Source organism: Aureitalea sp. L0-47, from assembly GCF_026126405.1.
Classification (GTDB): Bacteria; Bacteroidota; Bacteroidia; order Flavobacteriales; family Flavobacteriaceae; genus Pukyongia.
In genome coordinates this window covers 74,012-100,970 of record NZ_JAFMTQ010000006.1, presented here as the reverse complement: position 1 = coordinate 100,970, position 26,959 = coordinate 74,012, and the positions used below count along the sequence as shown (strand labels likewise).

25 protein-coding genes are annotated in these 26,959 nt (G+C 43.8%); 13 read left to right on the top strand and 12 right to left on the bottom strand.

Annotated features, from left to right (window positions below):
- Window positions 1-41 precede the first annotated feature (41 nt).
- Window positions 42-1,049, bottom strand: coding sequence for a DUF1028 domain-containing protein (locus J1N09_RS08020; protein WP_265199574.1), 1,008 nt, complete (start codon window positions 1,047-1,049; stop codon window positions 42-44).
- Between the two features lie 151 nt (window positions 1,050-1,200).
- On the opposite strand from J1N09_RS08020, the gene J1N09_RS08015 reads away from it, so the two are divergent.
- The 9 genes from J1N09_RS08015 to J1N09_RS07975 all read left to right on the top strand — a co-directional run bounded on the left by J1N09_RS08015 (window position 1,201) and on the right by J1N09_RS07975 (window position 8,085).
- A complete protein-coding gene (locus tag J1N09_RS08015) occupies window positions 1,201-3,378 on the top strand; it encodes a TonB-dependent receptor (protein ID WP_265199572.1) in 2,178 nt (725 codons plus the stop codon).
- A 102-nt stretch (window positions 3,379-3,480) separates the two neighbouring features.
- Window positions 3,481-3,894, top strand: a complete 414-nt coding sequence (locus tag J1N09_RS08010; RefSeq protein WP_265199571.1) for a DUF2141 domain-containing protein — start codon at window positions 3,481-3,483, stop codon at window positions 3,892-3,894.
- 37 nt (window positions 3,895-3,931) lie between these two features.
- A complete protein-coding gene (locus tag J1N09_RS08005) occupies window positions 3,932-4,558 on the top strand; it encodes a hypothetical protein (RefSeq protein ID WP_265199569.1) in 627 nt (208 codons plus the stop codon).
- Window positions 4,558-5,889, top strand: coding sequence for a 2TM domain-containing protein (locus J1N09_RS08000; protein WP_265199568.1), 1,332 nt, complete (start codon window positions 4,558-4,560; stop codon window positions 5,887-5,889). Before J1N09_RS08005 ends, J1N09_RS08000 begins: the two co-directional genes overlap by 1 nt.
- A gap of 97 nt (window positions 5,890-5,986) precedes the next feature.
- A complete protein-coding gene (locus J1N09_RS07995) occupies window positions 5,987-6,280 on the top strand; it encodes a 2TM domain-containing protein (protein ID WP_265199566.1) in 294 nt (97 codons plus the stop codon).
- Between the two features lie 12 nt (window positions 6,281-6,292).
- Window positions 6,293-6,598: a 2TM domain-containing protein gene (locus tag J1N09_RS07990; RefSeq protein ID WP_265199565.1), complete on the top strand. Its 306-nt coding sequence runs from the start codon at window positions 6,293-6,295 to the stop codon at window positions 6,596-6,598.
- Window positions 6,589-6,939 carry a 2TM domain-containing protein gene (locus tag J1N09_RS07985; protein ID WP_265199564.1) on the top strand — a complete coding sequence of 117 codons (351 nt, stop codon included), beginning with the start codon at window positions 6,589-6,591 and terminating at the stop codon, window positions 6,937-6,939. The genes J1N09_RS07990 and J1N09_RS07985 overlap by 10 nt, the downstream gene beginning before the upstream one ends.
- Before the next feature lie 10 nt (window positions 6,940-6,949).
- Window positions 6,950-7,291 (top strand): 2TM domain-containing protein, encoded by a 342-nt coding sequence (locus J1N09_RS07980; RefSeq protein ID WP_265199562.1) that lies wholly within the window; start codon window positions 6,950-6,952, stop codon window positions 7,289-7,291.
- Window positions 7,292-7,329: 38 nt separating this feature from the next.
- On the top strand, window positions 7,330-8,085 hold the full coding sequence (locus tag J1N09_RS07975; protein WP_265199560.1) for a LytR/AlgR family response regulator transcription factor: 756 nt from the start codon (window positions 7,330-7,332) through the stop codon (window positions 8,083-8,085).
- A gap of 8 nt (window positions 8,086-8,093) precedes the next feature.
- On the opposite strand, the gene J1N09_RS07970 is transcribed toward J1N09_RS07975, so the two are convergent.
- Window positions 8,094-9,074: a hypothetical protein gene (locus J1N09_RS07970; RefSeq protein ID WP_265199558.1), complete on the bottom strand. Its 981-nt coding sequence runs from the start codon at window positions 9,072-9,074 to the stop codon at window positions 8,094-8,096.
- Window positions 9,075-9,078: 4 nt separating this feature from the next.
- On the bottom strand, window positions 9,079-10,275 hold the full coding sequence (locus J1N09_RS07965; protein ID WP_265199557.1) for an LETM1-related biofilm-associated protein: 1,197 nt from the start codon (window positions 10,273-10,275) through the stop codon (window positions 9,079-9,081).
- A gap of 299 nt (window positions 10,276-10,574) precedes the next feature.
- On the opposite strand from J1N09_RS07965, the gene J1N09_RS07960 reads away from it, so the two are divergent.
- From J1N09_RS07960 to J1N09_RS07945, 4 genes are all read left to right on the top strand, one after another.
- On the top strand, window positions 10,575-11,285 hold the full coding sequence (locus J1N09_RS07960; protein WP_265199555.1) for a DUF4331 domain-containing protein: 711 nt from the start codon (window positions 10,575-10,577) through the stop codon (window positions 11,283-11,285).
- A 27-nt stretch (window positions 11,286-11,312) separates the two neighbouring features.
- The gene (locus J1N09_RS07955) at window positions 11,313-12,005 is read left to right on the top strand and encodes a DUF4331 domain-containing protein (RefSeq protein ID WP_265199554.1); all 693 of its coding nucleotides are present in this window, start codon (window positions 11,313-11,315) and stop codon (window positions 12,003-12,005) included.
- Between the two features lie 48 nt (window positions 12,006-12,053).
- The gene (locus tag J1N09_RS07950) at window positions 12,054-13,340 is read left to right on the top strand and encodes a tetratricopeptide repeat protein (RefSeq protein ID WP_265199552.1); all 1,287 of its coding nucleotides are present in this window, start codon (window positions 12,054-12,056) and stop codon (window positions 13,338-13,340) included.
- Window positions 13,341-13,536: 196 nt separating this feature from the next.
- The gene (locus tag J1N09_RS07945; RefSeq protein WP_265199550.1) at window positions 13,537-16,992 is read left to right on the top strand and encodes a M36 family metallopeptidase; all 3,456 of its coding nucleotides are present in this window, start codon (window positions 13,537-13,539) and stop codon (window positions 16,990-16,992) included.
- Window positions 16,993-17,196: 204 nt separating this feature from the next.
- On the opposite strand, the gene J1N09_RS07940 is transcribed toward J1N09_RS07945, so the two are convergent.
- From J1N09_RS07940 to J1N09_RS07900, 9 genes are all read right to left on the bottom strand, one after another.
- A complete protein-coding gene (locus J1N09_RS07940) occupies window positions 17,197-17,694 on the bottom strand; it encodes a ClbS/DfsB family four-helix bundle protein (RefSeq protein WP_265199548.1) in 498 nt (165 codons plus the stop codon).
- A gap of 69 nt (window positions 17,695-17,763) precedes the next feature.
- Window positions 17,764-18,219: a GNAT family N-acetyltransferase gene (locus J1N09_RS07935; protein ID WP_265199545.1), complete on the bottom strand. Its 456-nt coding sequence runs from the start codon at window positions 18,217-18,219 to the stop codon at window positions 17,764-17,766.
- Window positions 18,216-18,632, bottom strand: coding sequence for a VOC family protein (locus J1N09_RS07930; RefSeq protein ID WP_265199544.1), 417 nt, complete (start codon window positions 18,630-18,632; stop codon window positions 18,216-18,218). Before J1N09_RS07930 ends, J1N09_RS07935 begins: the two co-directional genes overlap by 4 nt.
- A gap of 13 nt (window positions 18,633-18,645) precedes the next feature.
- On the bottom strand, window positions 18,646-19,059 hold the full coding sequence (locus J1N09_RS07925; RefSeq protein WP_265199542.1) for a hypothetical protein: 414 nt from the start codon (window positions 19,057-19,059) through the stop codon (window positions 18,646-18,648).
- 84 nt (window positions 19,060-19,143) lie between these two features.
- Window positions 19,144-19,722, bottom strand: a complete 579-nt coding sequence (locus J1N09_RS07920; RefSeq protein ID WP_265199541.1) for a superoxide dismutase family protein — start codon at window positions 19,720-19,722, stop codon at window positions 19,144-19,146.
- 93 nt (window positions 19,723-19,815) lie between these two features.
- A complete protein-coding gene (locus J1N09_RS07915) occupies window positions 19,816-21,030 on the bottom strand; it encodes a bifunctional alpha/beta hydrolase/OsmC family protein (protein ID WP_265199539.1) in 1,215 nt (404 codons plus the stop codon).
- A gap of 20 nt (window positions 21,031-21,050) precedes the next feature.
- Window positions 21,051-21,743 (bottom strand): DUF2490 domain-containing protein, encoded by a 693-nt coding sequence (locus tag J1N09_RS07910; RefSeq protein ID WP_265199537.1) that lies wholly within the window; start codon window positions 21,741-21,743, stop codon window positions 21,051-21,053.
- A gap of 4 nt (window positions 21,744-21,747) precedes the next feature.
- Window positions 21,748-23,691 carry a S9 family peptidase gene (locus J1N09_RS07905; protein WP_265199536.1) on the bottom strand — a complete coding sequence of 648 codons (1,944 nt, stop codon included), beginning with the start codon at window positions 23,689-23,691 and terminating at the stop codon, window positions 21,748-21,750.
- Between the two features lie 18 nt (window positions 23,692-23,709).
- Complete coding sequence (locus tag J1N09_RS07900; protein ID WP_265199534.1) at window positions 23,710-26,922, bottom strand: WD40/YVTN/BNR-like repeat-containing protein; 3,213 nt, start codon at window positions 26,920-26,922, stop codon at window positions 23,710-23,712.
- Window positions 26,923-26,959: the final 37 nt, after the last annotated feature.

Below are 26,959 nucleotides of genomic sequence, written 5' to 3'. Positions count from 1 at the left end.
CGCTCGTTTCGAGCGGCCTGTCGGTTAGTTTCAGTTAGGGTTTATTGTTTGACAAATTTCATGGAAGAAACGCCCTCCGGGCTATTCACCTTTACAAAGTAAACACCACTGTCATAGCTGGAAATATTGAGTTCGACCAGCAAGTCACTTGTGTTAGACAAGTCCAGCGATTGAATGAGTTTTCCATTGAGGTCGAAGATTTCTATGCTGTTTAGCTCAACACCTGGAATGGACTCAAGGGTTATCGTTTCCTTGGCCGGATTCGGGTAAAGCTTTAGTTTGTTTTGAAGTGTATTGTCTTCGTTAGCAAGGAAATCGTCATAAAGACCCTGGAGGATGTCGATTGGCTCCGTACCCGATGGCTGTTGCCCAACATTCAATCGTAAATAAGGCTGTCCGGGGAGGTCGTCTTCTTTGTACACCAGTAAATAAGCGGTTGTAGACGAGGTTCCGGCTCCCAGGCATCGTGAATCTGCACCTGGAATATTAGCGCCTTGCAAAGCTGCCATTAGTTTGTCGGCCAAGGTGCCTGACGTATTGTTGAAATTGTCTTCCATATTGTCGATTACCGTCTGGTTGAGAAGTATGTTTCCCTGGATACTATAGGTAGCACCTTGACGATCTTCGGTGTAGGCGTCTGTCATATTTCCCGTATATCCCGCTGTTCTGGGATTACCCATTTCATCGAAATCAGCCACACCGTATTGTCGGAAGGCAGGATCGAAATTTTGAGACGAACAGGCATCATTGTTAACCAGCCAATCGATCACTTCCGTAGGGGAGTCACCCATATCCATGCGCGTAATCCCATTTTGAAGGTTGATGTTCGGGATACAAACATAAGCCTGTGAATTAATACCGCCCCGTCCTGGAATGATATCGGTGATGATGTCGATGATCCCACCCGCTCCAACGCCGGTCACACAGGAGGCTCCGGCAGAACCTACCTCACCAGTGGCGGGATCAACAGCAATGATTGAAAAAGTATCCTGGGCCGATACCGATCCAAGTAAAAGAAGTGATAAAATAGTAGTGTAGAATTTTTTCATAGTAGTTTTTTTGATTGTCTAAAGATACATTTTTACCCTTAATTCAGAAAATGAACAATTCAGAAGTGATATATTACAGTTCGGTAGTTTTTATTGAAACAAGTGGTTTGGTCTGGCGACTTTTGTTTTGAATTCTATCATTAAGTAAAAAATGAAGCTATCTAAAAAGCAACTAACCCTAATCGTAGTTCTGACCTTTTTCGCCAGTTCTCTAAATTACCAAGCATTTTCTCAAACCTCTATCTCCGGAATTGTAACCGAAAAGAATGGAACTCCTATAGAAGGGGTGAACGTTTACCTGGAAGGAACTTACGACGGGGTAACAACTGATCCGGAAGGGAAATTTACATTCACAACTTACGAAATCGGGGTTCAGACCCTAATAGCATCTTACCTTTCTTACGAGTCGTTCATGATGGCGGCCGATGTCACCCAGATGAGCGATCTGAAGATCTGGCTGCGGGAAGATGTAAATTCCCTGGACACCGTAGTAATAAGCGCAGGTACTCTTGAGGCTAGTGATAATAGCAAGGTTTCAGTGCTGAAACCTTTGGACGTGGTTACCACAGCAAGTGCACTTGGTGATTTTGTAGGGGCTTTACAAACCCTTCCCGGAACGACTACCGTGGCCGAAGACGGACGATTGTTCGTTCGCGGGGGTGATGCGGGAGAAACACAGATTTTTATCGATGGAATTCGAGTCTTCACACCCTATACGCCAACAACCAATAACATACCAACACGCGGCAGATACAGTCCCTTTCTCTTCGATGGGATCACCTTTTCAACGGGAGGCTATTCTGCGGAATACGGACAGGCATTATCTTCTGTTTTACTGCTGAATACCATAGACGAACCCGACCAGGACAAGACAGAAATCGCGCTTATGACGGTTGGAGGTGGTGTTGGAAACACCCAGAAATGGGAGAATAGCTCGCTTAGCTTCAATACAAGTTACATTAATTTAGCACCCTATCTGGCACTGTATCCGGACAGAAACGACTGGGAAAAACCATTTGAGACATTTGCTGGGGAGAGTGTGTTCCGAAGAAAATTTGAGAAGGGTATTTTCAAACTCTATGCTGCTTTTGATACATCCAGTTTCGAGCTAACCCAGGAGGATATCATTCTTCCCGAAGGACTTCGGTTTAAACTAAAGAACTCAAATTTTTATTCCAATGCCAGCTATGCCGGTGAGTTGGAGAATAACTGGCGCTTTCACACCGGGGCCAGCTTTACGCATGCGAGGAATGATGTAGGTATTCAGGAGGATGGTATCGACAATACCGAGAATTCAGCTCATTTCAAATTAAAGTTCAGGAAGCGTTTCAGCAACCGGGTGAAACTGAGTTTTGGTGCGGAGCAGTTCCTTACCGACTTCACCGAAGATTTCAACAATGATTTTGTTTCTGAACGCTATGGATTTAACAACGGAATTTCCGCTGCATTTTCTGAGTTGGATCTTATCTTTTCAAGAAAATTTGCCCTGAAACTAGGAGCCAGGGGAGAGCACAGTCAGCTATTCGATCAATTTACGTTTTCGCCTCGTGCTTCGGTAGCGTATAAAACCGGTAAGAATAGTCAGTTGTCCCTGGCCTACGGAGATTTTTACCAACAACCTATCAATGATGTACTTAAGTTCAGTAGCGATCTGCAAGCTCAGAAGACCCAGCATTACATCATGAATTACCAGTATGTGGCAAACAACCGAATCCTGCGTTTGGAAGCTTATAGAAAGGACTATAACAGCCTGGTGACATTTAATGATGAATTCCCAGGATTTGATAGTAACTACTCGAACAACGGTGATGGTTATGCACAAGGATTCGACCTTTTCTGGCGTGATAACAACACAGTTAAAAATGTGGATTATTGGGTAAGTTATTCGTTCCTGGATACAGAACGTTTGTACAGGAACTTCCCCGTTTCTTCCACGCCGTCCTTTGCCAACACGCACAACCTGAATACCGTTGCGAAATGGTGGATCGAAGATTGGAAGAGTCAGATCGGTTTCAGCCATACCTTCAGTAGTGGCAGAACATACACAAATCCCAACGAACCGGGTTTTCTACAAGAGAAGACAAAAGCCTTCAACAGCGTTAGCGTTAATTGGGCCTATTTGATCTCACCGCAACAAATCCTGTATCTCTCTATCAATAACGTTTTTGGATGGAAAAACATCAATGGTTATCAATATGCTTCCACGGCGGATGCGAACGGTAATTTTAATCGAAGGGCCCTTCGCCCGGCAGCCGACCAGTTCTTCTTTGTGGGCTTCTTCTGGACCATCAGTGAGGACGGTACGGACAATCAACTGGATAACCTTTAGAAGTTCCTTACAATTCATCCGCACTTTTCTACAGTTCGGTAATTCGTTCTTTCCGAAGCTCAAAAAACGTAAGACATTTGTTTTAACAATAAAAACTATATCATGCAAACAGTACTCGTATACCTTATGTTTCTTCTCACCGGGATGGTGATGCAGGCACAGAATTCGGTTGAGGTTTCATTGAGAGATTTCAAGAATGACAATGGACATGTACGTGTTGGTTTATACAACAACGCGGATTCATTTTTAGATAAGGCCTTTTTATCGGTTAACTCTGAGATCACGAACAAACAAGCAGTGGTAACTTTCGAAGATCTTCCCGATGGGGTTTATGCGATTTCGTGTTACCACGATGAAGATGATAATGGGGAATTGAATATGCGATTTGGCATGATTCCTTCGGAACCTTACGGAACATCGAACAACGCCCGTGGATTTTTCGGGCCTCCCAAATGGGAGGACGCCAGGTTCGAGTTGAAAGACGGTGAATTGCGGAAGCTCGACATCAATATGTAGGGGTAACAAATATCTTTAGTAACTTCAAGCCATAATTATGAAAAGAACAATCACATTACTTATTTTAATCATTTCGGCGGCTGGCTTCGCCCAGTCGAAGTACCAACAGGGAATGACCAAGGCTTTCGAGTTGTGGAAGTCTGAAAAACCCTGGGAAGCTGCAAATTTGTTCGAGCGTATTGCCCAGGTAGAAACGGATAACTGGTTACCACGTTTCTATATTGCCCAGATCAATGTGTTCAATAGTTATTCTGAAAAGGACAAGGAAAAAATGGTAGCCCAGATGGACAAGGCCAGGGATTTCCTGAATGACGCCAAAGCTTTAACTGAAAACAATGCCGAGATCTATGTTTTAGAAGCACAATTACTCACAGCCTGGGTAGTGTACGACGGACAGCAATACGGAATGAAATATTCTCAAAAGATCGCCGAATTGTACCAAAAGGCTTTCGATATAGACCCGGAAAATCCACGCGTCGTGCTGGGGAAGGCCCAGTGGGATATAGGAACTGCCAAGTGGTTCAAACAGCCCACTGATGTATATTGCGACGACATCAAACGCGCTATCGAACTATTTGCAAATGAAGAACCAGCCGGTGAATTTCACCCTCGCGGAGGCGGTGAATACGCGGAGACCGTTCTGAAAGAAAACTGTGAAGGCTAATGATGCGATTCTTTAAAGAGCTAGGCAAGGCATTCTTTGTAGGAACCCTGATATTCCTCGTACTTGGTATTATCCGGTATGTTTTGGCCGGGGAAATCAATCTAACTGGCCCAACCCTTCTAAAGGCATTTTTATATAACCAGTTGTACTCTGTATTGCTGTATATGGCCAATGCCGTATTTTTTATCAATTACCAAAAGAAACATGGAAATCGAATGCTGGAAAAGAGACTACTGGCAAAGGGTATCCTTGCTGGACTTGGCATTACGCTAGTCACTTTATGGTTCATCCGGATCATTACCGAAGTAATTATCGGTGGGCTGGGTTTCACCGAATTTCTAAGGAATGAATCTTTTATCGACTACGGACCGTCCATGCTGGTAGCATTGGTAGTTATTTCGGTTTTCTACATTTTCTATTATTACAACCACAGGCAGGAGGCCAAGGTAAAAGAGCAGAAGATCATCGCCAAGACTGCTTCTGCGCAGTTCGACGCCCTTAAAAACCAACTCGATCCTCATTTCTTATTCAATAGCTTAAATGTGCTTACCAGCTTGATAGAGGAAAACCCTGAAGCTGCTACCCGCTTCACCACTTCGCTATCTAAGGTATACCGCTATGTCCTGGAGCAAAAGAACAAGGAACTCATAACGGTTGAGGAAGAACTGAAGTTTGCGAAACTCTATATGTCGCTCATCAAGATGCGATTTGAGGATAGTATCGTTTTTACAGTACCCGAAACTTTAAGCAATCCCGAAGCCAAGGTAGTTCCTCTCAGTCTGCAACTTCTACTGGAGAATGCCGTGAAGCACAACCAGGTCATGCCTTCTAAAAAACTTCACATTACTATTTACGAAGAAGGTAATAACCTCATAATTAAGAATAACGTTCAGCCAAAAGCAGTGGTGAAGGAGGGCAGTGGCGTAGGACTTCAGAATATAAAACAACGCTATTTCCTTCTTACGGACCAACCGGTACGCATCCAGCAGAGCGATCGCGAATTCAGGGTGGCTATTCCATTGCTAACCAAGGCATCCATAGCCTTGCCTACACAGGAGACCTATATTAGCGGAAAGCGCCTGGAGCGCGCTAAAAAGAAGGTAGAGGAGCTAAAGGGTTTTTACATTCACCTTACCATATATCTTATCATGGTCCCCGTATTTATCTACATCAATATTCGCAGTACCAGTTTTCCCTGGGCGATCTTCCCTATTGGAGGATGGGGCTTCGGAGTTATGGGCCATGCCTCGGAAGTATTTGGATGGAATCCTTTCTTCGGAAAGGACTGGGAAGAGCGAAAAATCCGTAAATTTATGGAAGAAGATTCCTAGAATTACAGTTCAGGAATCTAATTCGACAGTTCGTTCTCTTTCATTGTAACAATACACTAACACACAGTACTTTTAATGTGTAATTAAATCGCACATCATGAGGACATACCAAGCAACAAACGACCTTAGATTCAGAAGAGCAAAGGAAAAAGTGGACAAACTAAAAGGGTTTTATACACACCTGACCATCTATCTGATTTTCATTCCATTTTTTATATTTCTGAATGTGATAAGCACTCGATTCCCATGGGCCCTATTTCCAATTTTCGGATGGGGGATAGGCGTTGTTGGGCATGCCATCGACACCTTTGGGTGGAATCCTTTATTCGGACGAGGATGGGAAGAGCGAAAGATTGAGAAATTTATGGAAGAAGACGAATTAAAATTTTAATTAAAACAAGTCATGGATTTTAATAATCAGGAACGAGAAAATAAATACCTACGGGCAAAAGAGCGCGTAGAGGAGATCAAGAAATTTTATAATAGCCTTATCTTTTTCGTAGTATTCATCACCTTCCTGGCTGCCCTTAACTACTACACCAACGGGTGGAGCTATATGTGGTTTCTATGGGCTGCTTTCGGATGGGGAATTGCAATAATCTTCCAGGCTTTAAAAGCATTCCGATGGAATCCATTCCTTGGCAGGGATTGGGAGGAAAGAAAGATGAAAGAGTTTATGGACGAAGACAACACTAACAAATGGAACTAGATATTATTTTGAAAACTTCAGTACAAGAAAAATACGAACGAGCCAGGAAGAAAGTTGATGCCATTAAAGGCTTCCACAAGCACATTACAGCCTATATCATAGTTAATATATTTCTCATTTTAATCAAAACTAATGTTATTTCGGCTTTTGGTGATAAGGAGTTTGTCCTGAAGCTTGATCCCTGGATGGAATTGAACACCTATGGAACACTTATAATTTGGGGAATTGTCCTGGGGATTCATGGATTATATGTCTACAGACACAAATTCAAGTTTCTGAAAAGATGGGAAGAGCGAAAGATCCGAGAGATCATAGAGAAAGAAGAAAAGGAGAACCGATAATTACTTGCAAATGGAACCTATCAATAAAGAAAGTGAAAAATATCAAAAAGCCAAGAAAAGGGTTGATGAGATAAAAGGATTTTATACTCACCTCACTATATACCTTTTTGTGAACGCCTTTTTGATGGTGATTGCTACAGGTATTTTCGACGGATTAGAGTCATTTCATGTTCCGCACTGGGAACATTTTACCACGCCATTCTTTTGGGGGATCGGCCTGGCGTTTCACGGATTATATGTTTTTCAATTCAAAACTGGTTTCTTCAAAAAATGGGAAGAGCGAAAGATCAAGGAATACATGGACAAAGACCTGGAGGATAAGGAAAAATACAACAACAATACCTTCCGATAAAATTCTTAATTTCAACCAAAAAATTATCATATAACAATATGAACGTACTGATCATTGAAGATGAAAGGCCATCAGCCAGAAGACTTCAGCGAATGCTGGAAAAACAAGGGATAGTAGTTAACCAGATACTGCATAGTGTGGAAGAATCCATCGAGTGGTTCTCTAACAATGATCATCCGGACCTGATCTTTCTCGATATACAATTAAGTGATGGATTGTCCTTCGAGATCTTCGATGAGGTAGAAGTAAAAAGCGCTATCATATTCACAACCGCCTTCGATGAATATGCGCTTCAGGCATTTAAGCTTAACAGTATCGATTATTTACTGAAACCCATAGATGAGGAGGAGCTCGAGCATGCTGTGAATCAGTTTAAAAATAATATTCCTGAAAAAAAGAACGTTCAACTCAACTTCGAGGATATTCGGAAACTACTTTCCAATCCAGTGGAGCGACAGTATAAAAAGCGGTTTACAACCAGGATCGGACAACACATTAAAATGATCGCCGTAGACGAGATCGAGTGTTTTTACTCTGAAAACAAAGGCACCTATGCCCATACTTTCGAAGGCAGGAACTACCTGCTGGACAACACTCTGGAACAGCTTATTGATGAGATCGCTCCACAGGAATTCTTCCGGGTGAACCGAACCTTTATCGTGAATATCAACGCGATAAAGGATATAATTTCTTACACTAATAGCCGACTTCAACTGAAACTGAACAGTTTTAGAGAGCAGGAGGTCATAGTAGCCAGGGAACGTGTGAAGGACTTTAAGATCTGGCTGGAGTAAACGCTGGATTAGTTTCTCACCAGGTCGATGATGAATTTCTCTTCTCGTTTTACTTTCTCGCCGGGAAGGTCAATGTCTATGATCCTGCTGGTATTGATGGTCATTGGAAGTCCATAGTCGTAATAGTAGATAAAAGTATTGAAGTCATCCATCCGTAAGCCCGCAGTTTTCATCGACTCATCCATGGTGTCAGTATCCATTCCCATTTCTTCGAGTAGTAATAGTGTCTCTTTCATTGCATCTTCCGGGTTCACCTGCATTTCGTGAGTTACACGGCAAATACCATTATCTTGATCAACATTGTCTATGGTGACCTTAGCAACTCCACGCATACCTTCACCTCCCACAAAAGAGCTTAAAAATTCCTCGTACTCATACGTCTCATCCACCTCATATTCATAGCCCATGGGAAAATGAAAATAGAATAATTCCTTGAGCGCCAGTTCTTCAATTCCTTCTTTGGTACTATAGGCTTCTCGAAATGGTTTCATAGCGTTCTCAATATCCTCTTCCGAGCCCATATATTTCCCAAATTTTCTTCGCATTGTGAGCTCCATATCCTCGAGCATATTTTTTCTTATTGCTTCCCAATTCTCCACCCCTATGAATTCACCCAGTTCATTTGTAGTGTATATCACTGTTGTGTACAGGTCTTCTTTAGTAAGAGTCTTAAACAGATTCTTCGCTATTCCTTCGTCTATTTTAGGTCGTTTGAAACGCCATTTTACCTTGTACATTGTCTCGGTGGAATCGATCACTTCAAACTGGATCTTTCGTGATAGTGTGTCCGATTTTACTAGAATATCGTCCTCCCATCGAATTTCGATCTTCCGCATATTGAATTCAAAACTGTCTCCTATGGACCAATAGGCTACAAAGGGCACTAATTCTGTGCTATCCGCAGGAGTTGACTCAATTGGATGGTCCTGTCCGTAGGAGGGCTTTCCGAAGAAGAAACATAGAAATACAAATATGAGGTTAACGCGCATGCTACTATTCAATCCTGTTTTCTCTAAATGCCGAAGGCAATAATTTTGGAATAAATTTAATTAAGATCGGTAGAAGTACGGTTCCTCCGGGAAGTAGAAAAACGGTAAGGGAAGGAATGGTCTTACAAATGTCCAGCAACTGCTGTTTTACCTTGTCCTTTTCACTATCCGAAAGCTCGCGAGAGGTCGATTGGGATAGTAGCACCAATAACTCACCACTTTCCTCCAATTCTTTCTGAAGACGTTTTTTGTTTCTCAGAATGAGCAATTTTACCGTAGCGGTGGATTGCTTGTAGAAGAGTTTTACCGGATTGGCGTATTCAAAGAACTTAATCGAAGTTTTATTCACCTTCATGAAGTTAGCCAGGTGGGAAAGGCTTTCGTTCAGTTCTTTTTCCGATAGTTGCAATTTGGAGGTAAGTTCTTTAAGAAATGCCAATTCCTCTTCGTCCATAACGTGATCGTCCCAAACAGTGATGGTGCAGATATCCAGCAAATACCTTTTTTCGAGATAGGTGGTCGATTGGAGATGGTGCAGGGTAGATAGTGTGAGTCCCTTAGACGGCTTATGTGCCAGAAAATCGGCAGAAGATTGAAATAACTCGATTAGGAGTTTATCGTATTTGTTCTTTTTCTTTTTCGAATTCAAGGCCAGGAAGCACGCGCTTATAACAGTACTTTCCATCTGTTCGGCGTAGGAGCGGAAATTCTCCGGGTCCCGAAGTGCATACTGATAGGCAAGTACATCTACATACAACAATGCATAGGTGAGTACACCGGTAACGCCCTTGTTAAGAAAGGTGTTAGTTTCCTGCAGGCGGGCGGCGAGGATCTTTTCTAGCTTCTGTGAATAGGATGGAGAGAGGGTTAGCTTTTTTAGGAACCCGGTTCGTCCTTTGTCCATCGTATCATAATAGTTGATAATACTTTTAGTAGCTTCTTCCTTGGAACCACTTCCCCTCTCGTCTATGAAGGAGTAGTACAACGCGTGAAAGAGATTTACTTTGGTGAACTCTTCCCGGGTTAACTTTAAGGTGCTAATAGATTCCTTCGGAATAGCATCCATGGACACACCATAGATGAACCCTGTTTTTTTCAATTCGTGGTAGAATTGTTCGGGAGTGGGAATACTCGACTCCTTGCCGTTTTCTTCAAGGAGATGGAGGTATTTCGGTATCCAGTCTGATGCTGATGGATTCACAATATTGGGTTTGTTTTTCTGTTAACTATTCAGAATTAAAATCGAATTGAGCAGCACTCGCAAAATACCGATTCATAAAAGAATTATTGCAAGTTAAAAACCATAGGCTTATTTTCGTCCTAAATAATCACCAAGGCATAAAAATAAATAATTAAAAACCTTCGAATATGAAATGAGCATAAACTTTTTTAATTATACTTTCGAAAATGATTAAAACAAGTTTACGCGAAAGCGAAGTGGTTCCATCTGAATAATATTTTGGAATAGCTTCAATAAGGTAATTACAAAATTTTATACAAATGAAAAAAACGAAACTTTTTGCAGCCATCGCCGGAGCTGGACTATTAGTTCTCTCTGGAGTCTTCGTTGCTGCAGACCACATAGATGCGCCAGCCGTCGCCGGTACTACTACCGACATAGCTGATCTCTTCGCTTTTGAAGGTGATAATCCCAATAATACGGTACTTATCGCTACGCTCCAGGGGCCTCTTGTACCGGGAACTATAACGGAGAACGCATCTTTCGATGAAGATGTTATGGTTGAATTTAATATCGACAATACCGGTGATTTTATAGAAGACCTGGTTATCCAGGCAGTGAAAAGAGGAGATTCGATGTATTTCTTTGGTCCCGCCCAACCTGCACAAACAGGACTGAGCAGCGAGGTTGCGACCTTTGCCGAAAGAACAGCCGTTAAGATATCTACTATAGATGATGTGCAAACTACCACTAACAATGGTATGAGCTTCTTTGCCGGCCCACGCAGGGATCCATTCTATTTCGACTTTAACAGGTTTAACGGCGTGATCTCTGGTTCGGTAGCTCCTGATGGCTTTCTGCCTCCGGGAGAAGCAACAGACTTTTTCGAAGGCTTGAATGTACTCGCCATAGCCGTTGAAATTCCTAACTCTATGTTGGGATCCGCACCAACCCATGTGGGTGAAGCTGTTGGAATAAGTAACCTTCCGCCAGCGTATAATGTTTGGGTATCGGCCAAGAGAAAACAGTAATCAATCATCGAAGTAAAAAAGAAAATCATGAAATTATATAGAATCAAATTATTAATTCTAGCCATCCTCGCAAGTGCGGTGTTTGTTCAATGTGATGACGATGAGAACGGAAACGTGATTGTACAGGAAAGCTGTGATGACGGAATACAGAACGGTGATGAACAAGGTATAGACTGCGGAGGAAGCTCCTGTGAGCCTTGTATCGGAGCCTTTGATTTCAGCGGTACCTTTGTACAGGAAGATATTATGGGCCGTCCGGGTGTGAACACGGTTTTCAGCGGTTCGGACAATGTGAAGAATATGTTCAACGTATCCCTGGTGAACGATCGCGCTTCCTTCCAACCAACTTTCGAAGAGACACTGGAAGATTACCACGACGTATATGGTGATGCGCTAATGACAACCATCGACTATGAAACCAATATACTGGGTCTTGATGCTCCTACCTTCACTACAGTGTTGGCGCAATTCGATGCGCTCCAGGTAGCCCCTGATGGGCAAACAACCTATTACGACCCAACCACGGGGGCCGTACTCACGGGAAGAACCCTTTCGGACGATGTGATCGATATCTCGCTAACGCTTATGTTTGGAGGGACCAGCGGTACTCGATTCGATGGGAATAACGGAACTCCGCAATTAACTTCGGACGGAGTGGATAGTGGCGACAGAGATTTCTCCCTGCCATTCCCGTACCTTGAGAATCCAATTCAGGAATAAAAATTCATACGAGAAGGGCAGCACATTGCCCTTTTCTTTTTTTAGCTGATGAAAAAGTTTATCTATTTCTTCGGAATCACTTTGTTGATCGGGTCATGTACTTCAGAAGTAAAAAGAGAGCAGATCACTAATACTGCAGATTACGATCAATACCTGGTGACTTCCGAGATGCCATCGCGGATAGAAGCAAAGAACGAAGTAGACTTCTGGTCGAAACGCCTCAGCGAAGATAGTTCGGGAGTTGGCGATCTCGGTCCACTGGCCGGGGCTTACCATAAACTATTCGATGCTACGGGCGACCCTGAGAATCTTAAGGGAGCCGAACGAGCTTACAAAAAAGCCATGGAAATTTCGGCTAACAACAAAGACATTTACGCCCGTGGTCTTGCCAGAACCTATATTTCACAACACCGCTTCAAAGAAGCGGCGGATATTCTTCAGAAAAGTTATGCAGGTGTGAGCAGCAAGCGAGCCACCGAAATGATGCTTTTCGATGTGCTGATGGAATTAGGGAGGTTTGAAGAAGCAGAGTCCTACTTGAAAAAGGTGAAGAATAATTCCGATTACAACTACCTCATCCGCAAGGCGAAATGGAGCGATCATTCAGGTGACCTGACCAACGCGATCAACTACCTGGAAAGCGCCAGGGATATAGCCGAATCTCGCAATAGCAAAGGCCTGAAAATCTGGACCTACAGTAACCTGGCCGATTTCTACGGTCACGCTGGCAGGATTCGGGAGGCCTACGAGCACTATCTTAAGACCCTTGAGTTGCAGCCCGATCATGCCTATGCAAAGAAAGGAATTGCCTGGATCGTTTATTCCTACGAGCATAAGTACGAAGAAGCAGAGCGGATCATGGATTCCATTATGGTTCAGAAGAATGATCCATCGTATTTTCTTCTTAAGGGAGACATTTACAGCAGTATGGGTAAAGAAGGCGAGGCGCTGGCTATGCAACGTGCCTTCGAGCTTGCGGTGCAATCCGGAGAATACGATAGTATGTACAATTCAAACCTTATTGAATTCTACGCCGAAACAAATCCCACGAAGGCCGTCCAACTAGCCGGGGAAGAAGTAGCAGCCAGGTCTACTCCCGGAACGAATGCTCTTTTGGCCTATACGATGCTGGGTACAGGCGATAAGGAACTCGCCCTGGATATCATCGAGACTAAAGTACAGGGAAAGACTTTCGAACCAATGGCAGCGTATTTTTCGGCTTTGGTCTATAAGGCAAATGGAAATTCTGAAAAAGTGAAAGAACTTAAGTCAGAATTACTGGATGCTTCCTTTGAATTAGGACCTGTTGTTAGCAGATTAGTGAATGATTTTTAAATCGAAAAATTCCTCCATATTATTAGTAACTCAAATAATATTGTTGAAATTTCAGAATAATTGAATATTTATTAGAAATCTTTCATTAATGTTAAAATTCTGGGTGAATCAATTAATAATTTGATAAATCATCACTATGTATTAGCTTTGCGCTAAAAATTGTGAAACCCCAAACCCTTCATTTAATAAACCAATTATGAGAAGATTTACAAGCGGTTTGATGCTAGTTTTATGCCTTTTGTGTTTTTCACACATTTCAGCTCAGACAGGTAGCAAACAAATCAATGATTATTTCGAACAACATTTAGAGAATGATCTGCTGGAGACCCAGGACGTTCAATGGATAGTAACCAATGAACATGTTAGCCGGGTAAGCGGGATACATCATATCTATTTTAAACAGGTTGTAAACGGCATTCCGGTATACGGTACCGAGTCCGGAATCCACCTTAGACCTGATGGAACGGTCTTATCTGCCAGCGATCGTTTTATTTCCAACACAAGCACTCGGGCCGCCGGAAGCAGATCGCCGTCTCTAACAGCCGTGCAAGCCGTTCAGGCAGCTGCAGCTCAGTTGAACTATAACTCAGCTGGGAACTTCGCTATCCTGGAACGTAAAAGTAATGCTACACAACAAACTCGTTTGAGTGGTGGTGGTATTTCTTCAAGCGACATTCCAGTGGAGCTAACCTATCAACTAAACGAAAATGATGAACTAGTACTTGCCTGGGATCTTTCCATTGAATCTTCGGAAGTAGAAACTGAATGGTACAGCGCGCGTGTTGATGCAAGCACTGGGCAGATCATTGACAAAATAAACTGGGTGGTCTCGTGTAATTTCGATCATGACCACAGTACTCACGATAAGGAAGTACTCGATTTCAATGCGAATTTATTCGACATTCCTAATTACGACGAATTGGTGGCTAATGCTGAAGCAGGATGTACTGAATGCTACCAGGCATTCGAAATGCCAATTGAAAGCCCGTATTACGGAAACTTTTCAAATGTGGTTCAACCAGCGCATCCTACGGCCTCTCCTTTTGGATGGCATGACACCGACGGAGCTCCGGGTGCAGAATTCACCGTTACAAGAGGAAATAATGCCAACGCATACGAGGATGGCAACAATCCTGGCTATCAGCCAGATGGTGGGGCAAGTCTTGATTTCACCGGATATCCGTTTAGCCAGATCTACAGTGGTGCGAATCAGTACGAAGATGCTGCGATCACAAACCTCTTTTACTGGAGTAACATAATTCACGATGTGGTTTACATCTACGGTTTTGATGAGGTAAGTGGAAACTTCCAGGAGAATAACTATGGTAATGGCGGATTGGGAAGTGACTCGGTAGATTCTGAAGCCCAGGACGGATCGGGAACCTGTAACGCGAACATGGCCACACCATCTGATGGATCAAATCCAAGAATGCAAATGTACGTTTGTGGTGATAAGGACGGAGATTTTGATAACCTTGTGATCGTGCACGAATATGCCCACGGAATTTCAAACCGACTTACCGGAGGACCGGGAGCATCAGGCTGTCTGGGTAACCAGGAGCAAATGGGAGAAGGATGGAGCGACTGGTATGGAGCCGTAATGACCATTGAGCCTGGCGACCAGGGAGGTGACGCAAGAGCTGTGGGAACCTACCTCTTCGGACAGGGCCCTGGAGGAAACGGTATCCGACCTTTCCCTTACAGTACCGATATGGCAGTAAATCCACAAACTTACGACGATATTAAAACTGTTTCAGTACCACACGGAGTTGGATCAGTATGGTCAACCATGCTTTGGGAAATGACATGGGAGTTGATAAACGAGTACGGTTACGACCCTGATATTTACAATTTCACAGGAGATGTTAACCAGGATGCCGGAAACGTTCAGGCTCTGGCTATCGTAACAGAAGCACTGAAGATCCAACCTTGTAGTCCTGGATTTGTTGATGGTCGTGACGCGGTACTTGCCGCTGACGCCGCAATTTATAATGGAGCGAATGAATGTAGAATTTGGAATGCTTTCGCAAAGCGTGGTCTTGGTGTTAGTGCGGACCAGGGATCTTCCAATAGCCGTTCCGACGGAACTGAAGCTTTTGATACACCTTCAGGTCTGGCAGCCTTTACGGCCCCAGCTGATGTATGTGCTTCCGAAGAAGTTTTAACTGGACTTGGTGGAGGAACACCCTTTGGTGGTGTGTATAGTGGTCCAGGTGTAACCGACGACGGCAATGGAGCTACTTACTCTTTCGATCCGGCTGTTGCCGGGGTGGGAGTTCACTCAATCACTTACACCGTACAAGCAGGTACTTGTTCGGTAGCCTCTTCAGCATCTGACTCTATTGAAGTACTTGCCGTACCAAACGGACCTACAACTACCGGAGCTTCCGACATCTGTGTTGGAGAACCTGTAACTGTAACTGCCACGCCATCAGATCCGGCGAATGTGATTCGTTGGTTCGATGCGGAGAATGGTGGTAACTTCCTCTTCGAGGGTACCGACTATACCTTTAATCCTACATCCAATACAACCGTTTGGGCACAAGAAAATCCTCCGGGACCACTTTCTCAACTGGTTATTTCAGAAATTACCCTGGAAACCCCGGATAGATTTGAAATTACCAACGTAGGAGTAGGAACCGATTACAGTGGCTATACGGTTGCTGTAAGTGAGGAACCCTACACCAATATCAATACTATTAATTCTGTTCAGCAAACCTTAGGTTTTATAGGGCAGGATGGCGTTGTCGATTTTAACGATGACGGAGGCGCAGGATACTGGGGAGACAATATCTGGTGGAACAATGATGGTAACGGATGGATTATTATTATTGATACCAACGGAAACGTTGTTGACTCTGTTTTCTGGAATTTCTCAGCCGCTGAGATTGCCCAGTTGAATGTAACGATCAACGGATTCAATATTACAGCCAACGACCTGGATTGGACCGGCGATGGAGCATCGCTCCTTGCCGAGTGTAATGGTTCATTTACACGTACAGGTGATACAGACTCGGCTGCCGACTGGAGCGGTGTTTGCAATACAACAGCAACCTACGGAGTATACAACGATAACCTTGGACTAGGATTTACGGGTTGCCTTGCTTCTCGTACCGAAACGCAAGTAACTGTTGATGCAGTGGATCCAAATGTTACTTGTCCGCCAAACATGTCCGAAACCGTGAACCAGGGAGAACTTTTCACAATTCCTGATTACACGCCAATGGCTACGGCTACTGATAACTGTAATTCGTCTCCAACATTAACTCAGGATCCGGCTGCCGGAACCCAGGTTGGGGCAGGAGTTACTGTAATTACTGTTTCGGCTACAGACGGAGCAGGAAACACAGGAATATGTACTTTCGAACTGGAAGTTGTTGAAATTCTTTCGAATATCGATAACCAACTAGCCGGTGCAATTCAGTTGTATCCGAATCCGGCTCAAAGTGAGTTGAACCTGGTGAATAACAGTCAGGAACGTCTTTCTTCTGTTAGAATTACAGATGTAAACGGCCGTGTGGTTCAAACCGCAGAACTAAACAATTCAGGAACGATCACTACTCTTTCTGTAGAGAACCTTTCTACGGGAATGTACTTCGTACAGATCGAAGCAGAATCAGCCACTGTTGTAAAACGAATAGTGAAACAATAAGCATACTATATATTCTGAAAGAGCCGCTTTTTTAAAGCGGCTTTTTTTTTGGCATACTATTTGAAATTATCTATTCAGAAGTGAAAATCCTGTAAATGAAACATAAAGTAAACATCAAACGATGTCCCTAAAAAGAAACATTTGCATCTCTATATACCAAAAGCCTCCAAACGGAGGCTTTTTTCATTCTAATTCATTCCCTGTCTATTTCTTACACCGCTTGATGAGCTTTATCGCCCAATTGTAGTGACTTGATGTAGCCGATACCAGGTAAGCGCCTAAGGACGTACTTCTGGTCCATTTGTACCTTTTCTTGGTGAATAATTCTTCGTTGGTATGTTTTTCTATGATTTGGTAAACTGTGCAGAAAGATCGTTCAAAAAGATCACTCATTTCATACAGGGGTACATTTTCGTATTTCCGCTGAATCATGGCATTTAACTCGGGAGTTTTTTTCCAGCTGTACTCTTTTGCCGGCATATCGGGTTTGCTTCCTGCCATACCAACTTTATACCATTGAAGGAACATAGTATGCCAGTGATGAAGATGACCCAACACATCACGTATATTCCGGTTCAGTGTACCAGGGGGGAAGTCCTTGTTTTTCTCTTCTTCGGAATAGGAATCGATAAGCTCCATCAACCTCCGATAGTTAGCTTTACTCAAGGAGAGAAGGTCTGTCTTGTTCTTTGGCCTGCCCATAGACATGGATTGAAGATATAAAATTACCTAATCCCTGTCTTTGAAGCTATGAGTGATATCATTATAAGTTTAACTGGTTAAAAGCTTTGCAAAACATCTACTATTTGAAACGCCGATATACTGTCCGTAATTTGGGATTGTTTTATACCCGCACTTTTGGTATAGAGCCATTGCTTCCGGCTGTTGCATTCCGGTTTCCAGGACACAGTTCTTGAATCCGAGTTCTGAGGCCCAATTCTCCAAATTTGTGAGGACGAGCAAAGCAATTCCTTTTCCCCTGTGACTCGGCGACGTATACATCCGCTTCACCTCCATGGAATCCTTATCAAAGGCTTTGATCGCTCCACAGGCCACGGCCTTTCCATCCTGACAGGCAACAACGGCATGTTTAATCGATTCGATCGAATTAAATTGATGGTAAAACGCATGATCGTCACCATCCCGCTGCGCCAAATCCTTGTCTAAATTCTTGACAAGCGCCATGAAATCTTCATTTCCCGAATCTGTTCTTATCAGTTCTATCATTGTTTATAGAAGTCTTGTTCATCCACAACTATTGTTGTGAGTTCCACCGTATGACCGTCAGGGTCTTTAGTGTATATGGAATGAAAATAATGATGATCGCTGAAAGTGTAGTCCATGTCAAGTTCTTCATAGTGCTTCCTTGCTTTTTCAAAATTCTCTCTGCTTACATTGAAGGCAAAGTGATCTAACTTCACATTCCTAGATGTAGGATCGATTGCGGTATCATTCGGATTGGCAGGAAACAGCGCAATTCCAGAGCGGTTTGCAAGTAAGAAAACAGGGTAGTGGCCCCATTCCGGGGTTTGGTATCTTTTTAGACCCAACAATTTTGTGTACCATTCTGCGGAGCGTTCCAGATCCTTAACCCGAATCGCAACATGGTCAAGACCGTTTATTTCAAATTTGTGCTTCATAGTTCGGAATACTTTAGAGAGCCGGCCATAGTACCTGGAAGAATATTACAAGTAAGATCAGCAATAGAAAAACACCTGTAAGAGCCACACTAAGGTCATAGGCGGGCCTTCTAATATTGAAAATAAGTAATGGCAATAAAAGTACAAGGAGTCCAATTAAACCGCTTATACCTAAAAGTATCAATAGGATCAGGATAAGCGAGTCTTTTCCGGAGAAAACGTACATAAGAACATTTGATTCGGTTTCAGGCATTTTATCCTTAATTCTGAATGCGATAAGCCCATAGAACCCAAAAGCCAGCGGAGAATACCAATACAAAACCGAATTCACCAACTGAGTCTCACTCATATTGTCGAAATTGAAGAAATAGATATAGATAAATATCCCCAGACCTGCAAGGACAGAGAGTTGGTAAAGATGTTTCATTTTATACGGCTTAGATTCATATAAATGTAGTAAAAAAGCCATCTGCCTGAGGCGGATGGCTTTCAAAGTATTATGTAATAAAATCTATTCGATAATTCCGCCACAACTTACCCTGGCGCCGGCAGCTCCCGTGGGCTGTGTTGTGAAATCGTCTGTTCCCTGGTGTACTATGATCGCCTTGCCCAGGATGTCTTTTTTCTCATCGCCACAACCAATACACCATTCGTCGGTTTTCATGGTTATGCTCGCATTCCCTTCTTCATCGGCTTCTACATTTCCAATATCGCCCTTGTGGAAACCGGCTTTGTCTCCCCATTTACCATGTGGAGCAAATGTTGGGTTCCAATGCCCTCCCGAGGAAGTTCCATCCTCAGCAGTACAATCCGCTTTTTCATGAATGTGAATTGCGTGAGTGCCAGGTGTTAGGCCACTTAAGGTAGCCATCATTTTTACAACCCCGCTATCCTCTATAAACTCGATAGTTCCACCGGCAGTGCTTCCGCTCTTGGACTCCAGGGTCATTGTTATTCTTTTTATTTCATCTTGCTTAACTTCCTCAACAACTTCTACTTCAACATTCTCTTCGGAATCTTTCTTTTTGTCGTCTTTGCAACTTGCAAGGATAAAGCAAAGTAATGCAAGACTCAATGCGATTTTTTTCATGCTTTTAAATTTAGGTTTAGTGTTGTTCGAAGTTAAGGTTTAATCTTTTTACATACAAGCCGGATATAATTCAGACCAAATTATCTCTTTAACTTAATCAATCAAGGTAGTTATCACCTGGGTCTCGCTATGTAGCGTGCGATGCACCGGGCATTTGTCTGCTATCTCCAGCATACGTTTGATTTGCTTTTCATCCAGGTTTCCTTCAAATTTTATTTCCCTTCGGAAGGTATCTATTTTAGCCGAATCGGTTTGGCAATTTTCGCAATCCTCAGCGTGTTCTTTGCTATAGCTTGTATGAACCTCAATATTCTGAAGATCCCAACCTTTCCTTCTCACATACATCTGAACAGTCATTGCTGTACAGGCCGAAAGTCCGGCAGAAACATATTCGTATGGGTTGGGTCCGAAGTCGTTTCCGCCCACATGTTCGGGTTCGTCCGCTACCATGTAGTGATTCCCCACCTTCATATCGGTTGTAAAACCTTCTTTACCGCTTAAAACGGCAACTGTATCGTGACTTGTTTTTAAATTATTGTCTTTCGGAATATTGACATAGCGCGATGCCCAGCCCGCGATAACTTTCCCCGCATATTCAGAATCCTCACGACGCATCAGCAAATGATCCGCTCCATCCAGGGAAACAAAACTTTTGGGGTGCCTGGCGGCTATGTAGATCTCTTCGGCATTCTTAATCCCAACAATGGTATCCTGGGGAGAATGCATTACCAACAGGGCCTTTCGAAGGTCACCAGCAACGTCCGGTAGCGACTTTGATTTCAGGTCGTCCAGGAACTGTTTTTTAATGGTGAAATCCCTTCCGCCAATATTTACCACCGACTTCCCTTTACTTTCTATCTCTTCAATACTACTTTTCAGTAAATGAGTTACATGCACGGGATTACTTGGAGCGCCAATGGTTGCCACCGCTTTGATGGATTCGATCTCGGAAGCCGCGAAGATGGCAGCGGCTCCCCCTAAAGAATGGCCTACAAGCAGGGCAGGAGCCTGGTGGTTATTCGCCAGATAATCTGATGCGGCGATCAGATCTTCAACATTACCTGAAAAATTCGTGTCGGCAAATTCACCATCACTTTCACCAAGGCCGGTAAAATCGAAACGGAGCACACCAAAACCGGCAGAACTCAAGGCTCTGCTTATATTTCTTACCGCTCCGAGGTTCTTATTGCAAGTGAAACAATGGGCAAATAATGCAAAAGTATGTGGTTTTTGGACGGCTGGCAATTCCAATCTACCCGACAACTGTTGTCCGTCCTCGTTCTGAAAAGTGATCTTCTGAATATTCATTGATAAGAAGTTGTTGAATGTTAATTCGGTTCATCATTCTTCTTGCGTAAGTCGGTATTCCAGAAGATTCCTATCTGAAGTCGGTCAAAGTTTCTACCGGTGAAGTGATTTTTCAGAAATCCCGCCTGCACACTTACATTTTCATTTGCCTTATAACCTATAGCCCCATAAAGTCGGTTTTGCCCGAATAATGGCTCCTGAAGGTTCACGAAGATCTCATCATAGGCTGTTAAGAACCAGGTGTCGGTTATCGGATAGGTCACTCGCAAGAAATATCGCGCCCTGTGCTGAGTTTCACTGCCTGTCGGACTCGAAAGAAATCGTTGTTCTAACCTGTAGCGATGTGAAAATTTGAATTTCCCTACCGAATTCCTCAGCACAAATTGCTGATAGATACGGTTCTCAGTACTGTTCTGTTCCCCATCAAACTCCGGGAAAGCAGTATCCGTTTCAATATACCCGTAGCCCAGGGTCGCCATGGCTTTATCCGATATGTGATAATTCAACCCGGTTCGCAGGAGCATCTGGTTGAAATTACTGGCTACTTCGTAAAATCGGAACTGTGCTTCGGTGTGTATACTCAGTTTTTCAGAAACCCTGTTGGTTCCGAAGTACATCGCCCAGAAACCGAGTTCATCTTCCCCGGTTTCCTGAGCGTGACTATAATTCATTGTGCATAAGGCTACCAATAAAGTAGCGATGATCTTTCTCATAAACTTAATCTGTAGCTTCTGTTTCTTCGGACTGTGCAGCGTCCATGCTTTCCTGACCTTCTCCTTTCAGGTACTTGTCCAGGAATTCCTTGATCTTTCCGTAGGCTTCAATCTGGTTTTCCTTCTTAACAAAACCATGACCCTCATCTTCGAACAATACATATTCCACAGGAACACCGTTGTTCTTCACTCCTTCCACGATCTCGTCGCTTTCCACTTTCAACACTCGTGGGTCCTGAGCTCCCTGAAGCACTATCAATGGCTTAGTTACATTTTCAGTATGGAACAGAGGAGAGATCTTCCTCAAACGAATGGAATCCTCGGTATTCGGATCACCCATTTCGGTGTATAAGGCATCTTTAAAAGATTCCCACCATGGCGGAATGCTTTTCAAAGTTCTTATCCAGTTGGTAACCCCAAAGATATTTACTCCTACCTGGAATTCTTCTGGAGCATACGTAAGTGCAGCCATGGTCATATAACCTCCATAAGAACCACCCAGGATACCAATTTTCTCACCGTCGATATCTTCCTGTGTCTTCAACCAGTCCTTCCCGGCAATGCAGTCTTTCAGGTCTTTGTCGCCGTGGTTGCGGTCGTCCATCTTATAGAATGTTTTACCATATCCGCTACTCCCACGGTTGTTTACGGCCAGGATCGCATATCCGTGGTTCACGAGATATTGAATGGTTGAATTGTACCCCTGTCTCGATTGTCCGCCGGGACCCCCATGTACCCATACGAGCGCAGGTACCGGATTTTCGGCCGATGCCTGGTGAGGTTTGTAATAGATAGCCGGGATTTCCAGGCCATCGAATGAACTAAAGCGCACTACGCTGGCCGATACCAGGTGAGAACCCTCGATCTCATCGTTGAGAACGTCGGTGAGCTGACTCAGATCTTTCGTTTCTAAATTGTATGCGTATGAATTCGTAGGAGTGTGGGATCCACCTACTCTTAATAGCGCCATACTTTCGTCCATAGAGAATGAAGCACCACTGATCTCCTGGTTTTCAAATTCGGGAAATTCAACAACTTTTCCTGTGGCCACTTCAGTAACAACCATCACTGTTTTAGCATCTTCATTGGAAAATGTGATCTGGTATTTGTCATTCATTGAAAAGTAATAGGAAGTGACGTCCCAATCCTTGGAGAGGACTCTTTCTTTAGAACCATCTTCCAGGTTATAGCGCATCACATAGCTGAATTCCGCTCCGTCGTCTGTTGTATAATAAAAATACCTGCTGTCGGCGGTGAAATCCTGAGGAACGTTTCCACTTAAATTATCGTTGACCTTCGTCTTCTCACCAGTTGCCATATTCATGATAAAAAGGTCACTATCGTTGGTGTTGATCGATTTCGTAAGCGCGATGAACTTCCTGTCCGGTGACATCCCGCCAAAATTCATCCCTTCGTCATTTTGCCAGATCATTACAGAACTGAAATCCTCAAGGTTCATTTCATAGTGATCCATGAAACGCGGATCTCGCTCGTTGCTGCCATAAAAGAAGCTATTCTGCTCCCTGGACCAGCCTCGGAACAAGGCGCGAACGTTTTCAGCAGGGGTGAGTCGTTTGATCTCCTCACCATCTTTCATGAATATCTTATAGATCTCATCACCGTTGCCATCCATTCTGAAAAGAATACGGTCATCCTTTGGGAAATAAGAGATCCCGAATACAGAGGCACTATCCGATTTTGTCACCGGGCTTAATTCGCCTCCAACCGCGGGTGTTGAATACATATTGTAGATACCAGATCGGTTGCTGGTCATCAGCACCGTTGATTTATCCGGTGAGAAGCCATTTCCGAAGGCATTCTCGTTATCCATGAACTGTTCAATGGTGTACTGATCCGGGACAATTACCTCGGCAGTTTCGCTTTCTTTAGCTTCCTTACATGCGAATAGCAGTGCAAAAGCAGCCAGGATTAATATTAAATTTTTCATTTACTATGGTTTTACTGATTAGTCAAAGGTTTTAGTTTCCTTAAATGGAGACAGCTCCATTTGTTCCATTTTAGACCGATACGCAGCCCATTCGGTTACAAAAAATTCATTGGTCTCTTCAATAGCCTCGTTGAAATGATCCTGAGCTTGTTGTAATAGTATGTTCTCCGTGGCGGTCATCCCGTTAGGACGGCTACCGCTGTACCTGTTTGCGGTTCGTATACGCTGCATTACCGTAACTTCGGGATTTCTTGTGATTCCTTGTCGTTTATCCTCCTTGCCAAGGTACAATGCGATCAGGCTATCGATCTTCTTGATCAATTCTTTACCTTCCTTGATCTGGTCCTTGTATGCCTCTTTATCCTTTTTCTTCAATTTCTTCTGAAATTCACCCACCGTAGTCTTGCTCTCCACCAATTGTTTTACGGCTGCTGCTGCTGTCGCCGTCATCTGCTGAAGCTCTTTTTGTCGGGCATAGCTCTCATCGATTGATCGCTGCGTCACCTCCAGTCGTGGGTCTGAGGCGACCTTGATACTAGTGGAGGATTTGGTTTCAAGATAGCTTAGTTCCGCCCTGTAGGTTCCTGGTTTAACACCTAAACCACCGGGTTCGTTCTTTCGCTCGCGGATCCGACGACTGGGCCTGTCGACACCTGCTTCATCCATAAACCACCTCCAACGATAAAGCCCGGAACTGTCCGGAATCTTTTGTTTTAAAGTTCGAATTAGTTCGTTACCATTGTATATGCGCAGGTAAAGACTATCCTTATGTTTGCCGGTGGCGTCCTCCGACTTCACTTCCTCGTTCTCCGCTTCATCTTCTTCTGAATCTTTTTCTTCTTCTGAATTCTTCTCTTCTTCCGATTTGTTGAAGTAATAAGTAAATCGAGCCCCGTACGGACGATTCTCTCCATTGTAAATGGCATCTCCGCCAAATCGACTCCCTGTTGGCTGTTGATAGGAAGCCTGGTAAGCTGTAGGAGGATCGAATAATTTCACATCCTGCTCGGTTAGTGCACTGTTTGCCGCCATGGCCCTCAGCGGACGAATATCATCCAATACCCAGGCAGCCCTTCCGAAGGTTCCAATCACAAGATCGTGTTCCCTCGGTTGAATCACCAGGTCCTTTACCGAGGCCGTTGGGAACCCATTAGTCCATTTCACCCAATCTTTACCTGCATTGATGGAGACATATAGGCCGTCATCCGTCCCTAGGAATAACAAGTTTCTTTCTTCGGGATCTTCCACTATGCACAACGCATAACTGATTGTATCGTTCTCATCCACGATACGGTTCCAGGTCTTTCCGTAATCGGTTGTCCTGAAGACATAAGGCGCGTAGTTAAACCTTCGATAATCATTGGCAACTAACAATGCTTCGCCCTGTCGTTTATTGGAAGCCTTTATCTGAACGATCCAGCTACCTCCAGGCAGGCCTTTAATGTTTTTTGTGACTTCGGTCCAGTTCGCCCCGCCGTTTCGAGTATAGTGCACTCTGCCGTCGTCGGTTCCCACCCAAAGCATGTTCTGCTCCATGGGGGACGGTTCTATGACAAGAATAGTTGTATGATTTTCTGCACCTGTGGCATCCATCGTAAGACCACCACTTTCGTCTTGTTTCTGCTTTTCGGGATCGTTGGTTGTCAGGTCTGGGGAGATTATATCCCAGGTGAGGCCTTTGTCCGTGCTTTTGTGAACAAACTGACTTCCGAAGTAAATTGTATTGTTATTGAAAGGATCAATGTTAATTGCTGAATTCCAGTTGAAACGCAACCTAACATCAGGATCCGGGTGGGTAGGGCGTACGGAATAGTTGTTCCCCGTTATCCAGTCGTAACGACTCACAAAACCCTGCTGACTCATACTCCAGCCATACCTGCTGTCGTCCGGATCGGGAACCACATCGAAACCATCCCCGAAGGAGATCTCCTGCCAGTAACTATTTCTAATACCCTGTGATCGCCATACATAGGCCGGACCGCGCCAGCTTCCATTATCCTGCATTCCGCCATATACATTGTAGGGATATTCATTATCCACGGCGATATGATAGAATTGCGCTACAGGTAAATTTCCAATGAATCTCCATGTCTTACCGCCATCAAGTGTAATATTCATACCTCCATCGTTTCCGTCTAACATAAAACTACCGTCCTCAGGATGTATCCACCAGGCGTGGTGATCGGGGTGGACTCCATTGTCTACACCATAAGCGGGCATTAATTGTTCGAAATTCTTTCCGCCATCTTCAGAAACATTCACATAGGTAAAAACACTGTAGACCCTATTTTCATTTTGAGGGTCAACATGAATATCAGAATAGTAGAACGGCCTGTTACCAATATCGTTCTTGTCGTTAATTTTTTTCCAGTTGAACCCACCATCTTCACTTTTGTATAATGCATTCTTTTTTGCTTCCACCAGGGCGTAGATGATTTCCGGCTTGTTCCTGGCGATGGCAAGTCCGATACGTCCAAGCTCTCCTTTGGGAAGGCCATCGGCATCGGTTCGTTCTTCCCATGTTTCACCACCGTCGTGGGTAATAAAAAGTCCGCTGCCTTCACCTCCCGATTTAAAGAACCAAGGATCGCGTTTGTGTTCCCAGAGTGCAGCGATTAATTTGTTCGGGTTGGAGGGGTCCATCACAAGGTCCGCCACCCCAGTTTTATCGTTTGCATACAAAATCTTCTTCCATGTTTTACCACCATCCGTGGTTTTAAACAGCCCGCGTTCCGGATGGATACCCCATGGACTTCCGATGGCTCCAATGTATACGGTATTGGGATCTGTGGGATCTATAATGATCCTATGGATGTGTCTGGTCTTCTCCAGTCCCATAGATTTCCAATTCTTGCCACCATCAAGCGACTTATAAACTCCGAATCCTCCATTCAGGCTATTCCTGGGGTTCCCTTCACCGGTACCTACCCAGATCACTGATGGGTTACTCTGCTGAATAGCCACCGCACCTATAGAAGCCGTTGGCTGGTCTTCAAAAATAGGATCCCATTTAATTCCTCCACTGGTAGATTTCCAAAGTCCGCCGGAAGCCGTACCAACGTACATCACATCTGGATTATCAACGACCACATCGATAGACGTGACCCGCCCGGACATACCACCGGGGCCAATATTCCGGGGTTTCAGATCTTTCATGAGATCCATTGAAACTTTTTGGGGTAAAACACTAGCTGAAATAAGTAATAGGGAGAGAAGTAATAATTTCTTCATTCGAAATGATTGGTTTGATTTTTCAGAAACTTAAAGG

What these genes read in the sequence shown, in the direction of transcription:
- J1N09_RS07995 (WP_265199566.1), top strand. Translation starts at nt 5,987, where the DNA reads ATGAGGACATACCAAGCAACAAACGACCTTAGATTCAGAAGAGCAAAG.
- J1N09_RS08000 (WP_265199568.1), top strand. Translation starts at nt 4,558, where the DNA reads ATGATGCGATTCTTTAAAGAGCTAGGCAAGGCATTCTTTGTAGGAACC.
- J1N09_RS08020 (WP_265199574.1), bottom strand. Translation starts at nt 1,049, where the DNA reads ATGAAAAAATTCTACACTACTATTTTATCACTTCTTTTACTTGGATCG.
- J1N09_RS07915 (WP_265199539.1), bottom strand. Translation starts at nt 21,030, where the DNA reads ATGAATATTCAGAAGATCACTTTTCAGAACGAGGACGGACAACAGTTG.
- J1N09_RS08010 (WP_265199571.1), top strand. Translation starts at nt 3,481, where the DNA reads ATGCAAACAGTACTCGTATACCTTATGTTTCTTCTCACCGGGATGGTG.
- J1N09_RS07945 (WP_265199550.1), top strand. Translation starts at nt 13,537, where the DNA reads ATGAGAAGATTTACAAGCGGTTTGATGCTAGTTTTATGCCTTTTGTGT.
- J1N09_RS07910 (WP_265199537.1), bottom strand. Translation starts at nt 21,743, where the DNA reads ATGAGAAAGATCATCGCTACTTTATTGGTAGCCTTATGCACAATGAAT.
- J1N09_RS08015 (WP_265199572.1), top strand. Translation starts at nt 1,201, where the DNA reads ATGAAGCTATCTAAAAAGCAACTAACCCTAATCGTAGTTCTGACCTTT.
- J1N09_RS07980 (WP_265199562.1), top strand. Translation starts at nt 6,950, where the DNA reads ATGGAACCTATCAATAAAGAAAGTGAAAAATATCAAAAAGCCAAGAAA.
- J1N09_RS07900 (WP_265199534.1), bottom strand. Translation starts at nt 26,922, where the DNA reads ATGAAGAAATTATTACTTCTCTCCCTATTACTTATTTCAGCTAGTGTT.
- J1N09_RS07925 (WP_265199542.1), bottom strand. Translation starts at nt 19,059, where the DNA reads ATGAAACATCTTTACCAACTCTCTGTCCTTGCAGGTCTGGGGATATTT.
- J1N09_RS07975 (WP_265199560.1), top strand. Translation starts at nt 7,330, where the DNA reads ATGAACGTACTGATCATTGAAGATGAAAGGCCATCAGCCAGAAGACTT.
- J1N09_RS07905 (WP_265199536.1), bottom strand. Translation starts at nt 23,691, where the DNA reads ATGAAAAATTTAATATTAATCCTGGCTGCTTTTGCACTGCTATTCGCA.
- J1N09_RS07960 (WP_265199555.1), top strand. Translation starts at nt 10,575, where the DNA reads ATGAAAAAAACGAAACTTTTTGCAGCCATCGCCGGAGCTGGACTATTA.
- J1N09_RS07950 (WP_265199552.1), top strand. Translation starts at nt 12,054, where the DNA reads ATGAAAAAGTTTATCTATTTCTTCGGAATCACTTTGTTGATCGGGTCA.
- J1N09_RS07990 (WP_265199565.1), top strand. Translation starts at nt 6,293, where the DNA reads ATGGATTTTAATAATCAGGAACGAGAAAATAAATACCTACGGGCAAAA.
- J1N09_RS07970 (WP_265199558.1), bottom strand. Translation starts at nt 9,074, where the DNA reads ATGCGCGTTAACCTCATATTTGTATTTCTATGTTTCTTCTTCGGAAAG.
- J1N09_RS07920 (WP_265199541.1), bottom strand. Translation starts at nt 19,722, where the DNA reads ATGAAAAAAATCGCATTGAGTCTTGCATTACTTTGCTTTATCCTTGCA.
- J1N09_RS07985 (WP_265199564.1), top strand. Translation starts at nt 6,589, where the DNA reads ATGGAACTAGATATTATTTTGAAAACTTCAGTACAAGAAAAATACGAA.
- J1N09_RS07940 (WP_265199548.1), bottom strand. Translation starts at nt 17,694, where the DNA reads ATGGGCAGGCCAAAGAACAAGACAGACCTTCTCTCCTTGAGTAAAGCT.
- J1N09_RS07930 (WP_265199544.1), bottom strand. Translation starts at nt 18,632, where the DNA reads ATGAAGCACAAATTTGAAATAAACGGTCTTGACCATGTTGCGATTCGG.
- J1N09_RS08005 (WP_265199569.1), top strand. Translation starts at nt 3,932, where the DNA reads ATGAAAAGAACAATCACATTACTTATTTTAATCATTTCGGCGGCTGGC.
- J1N09_RS07935 (WP_265199545.1), bottom strand. Translation starts at nt 18,219, where the DNA reads ATGATAGAACTGATAAGAACAGATTCGGGAAATGAAGATTTCATGGCG.
- J1N09_RS07955 (WP_265199554.1), top strand. Translation starts at nt 11,313, where the DNA reads ATGAAATTATATAGAATCAAATTATTAATTCTAGCCATCCTCGCAAGT.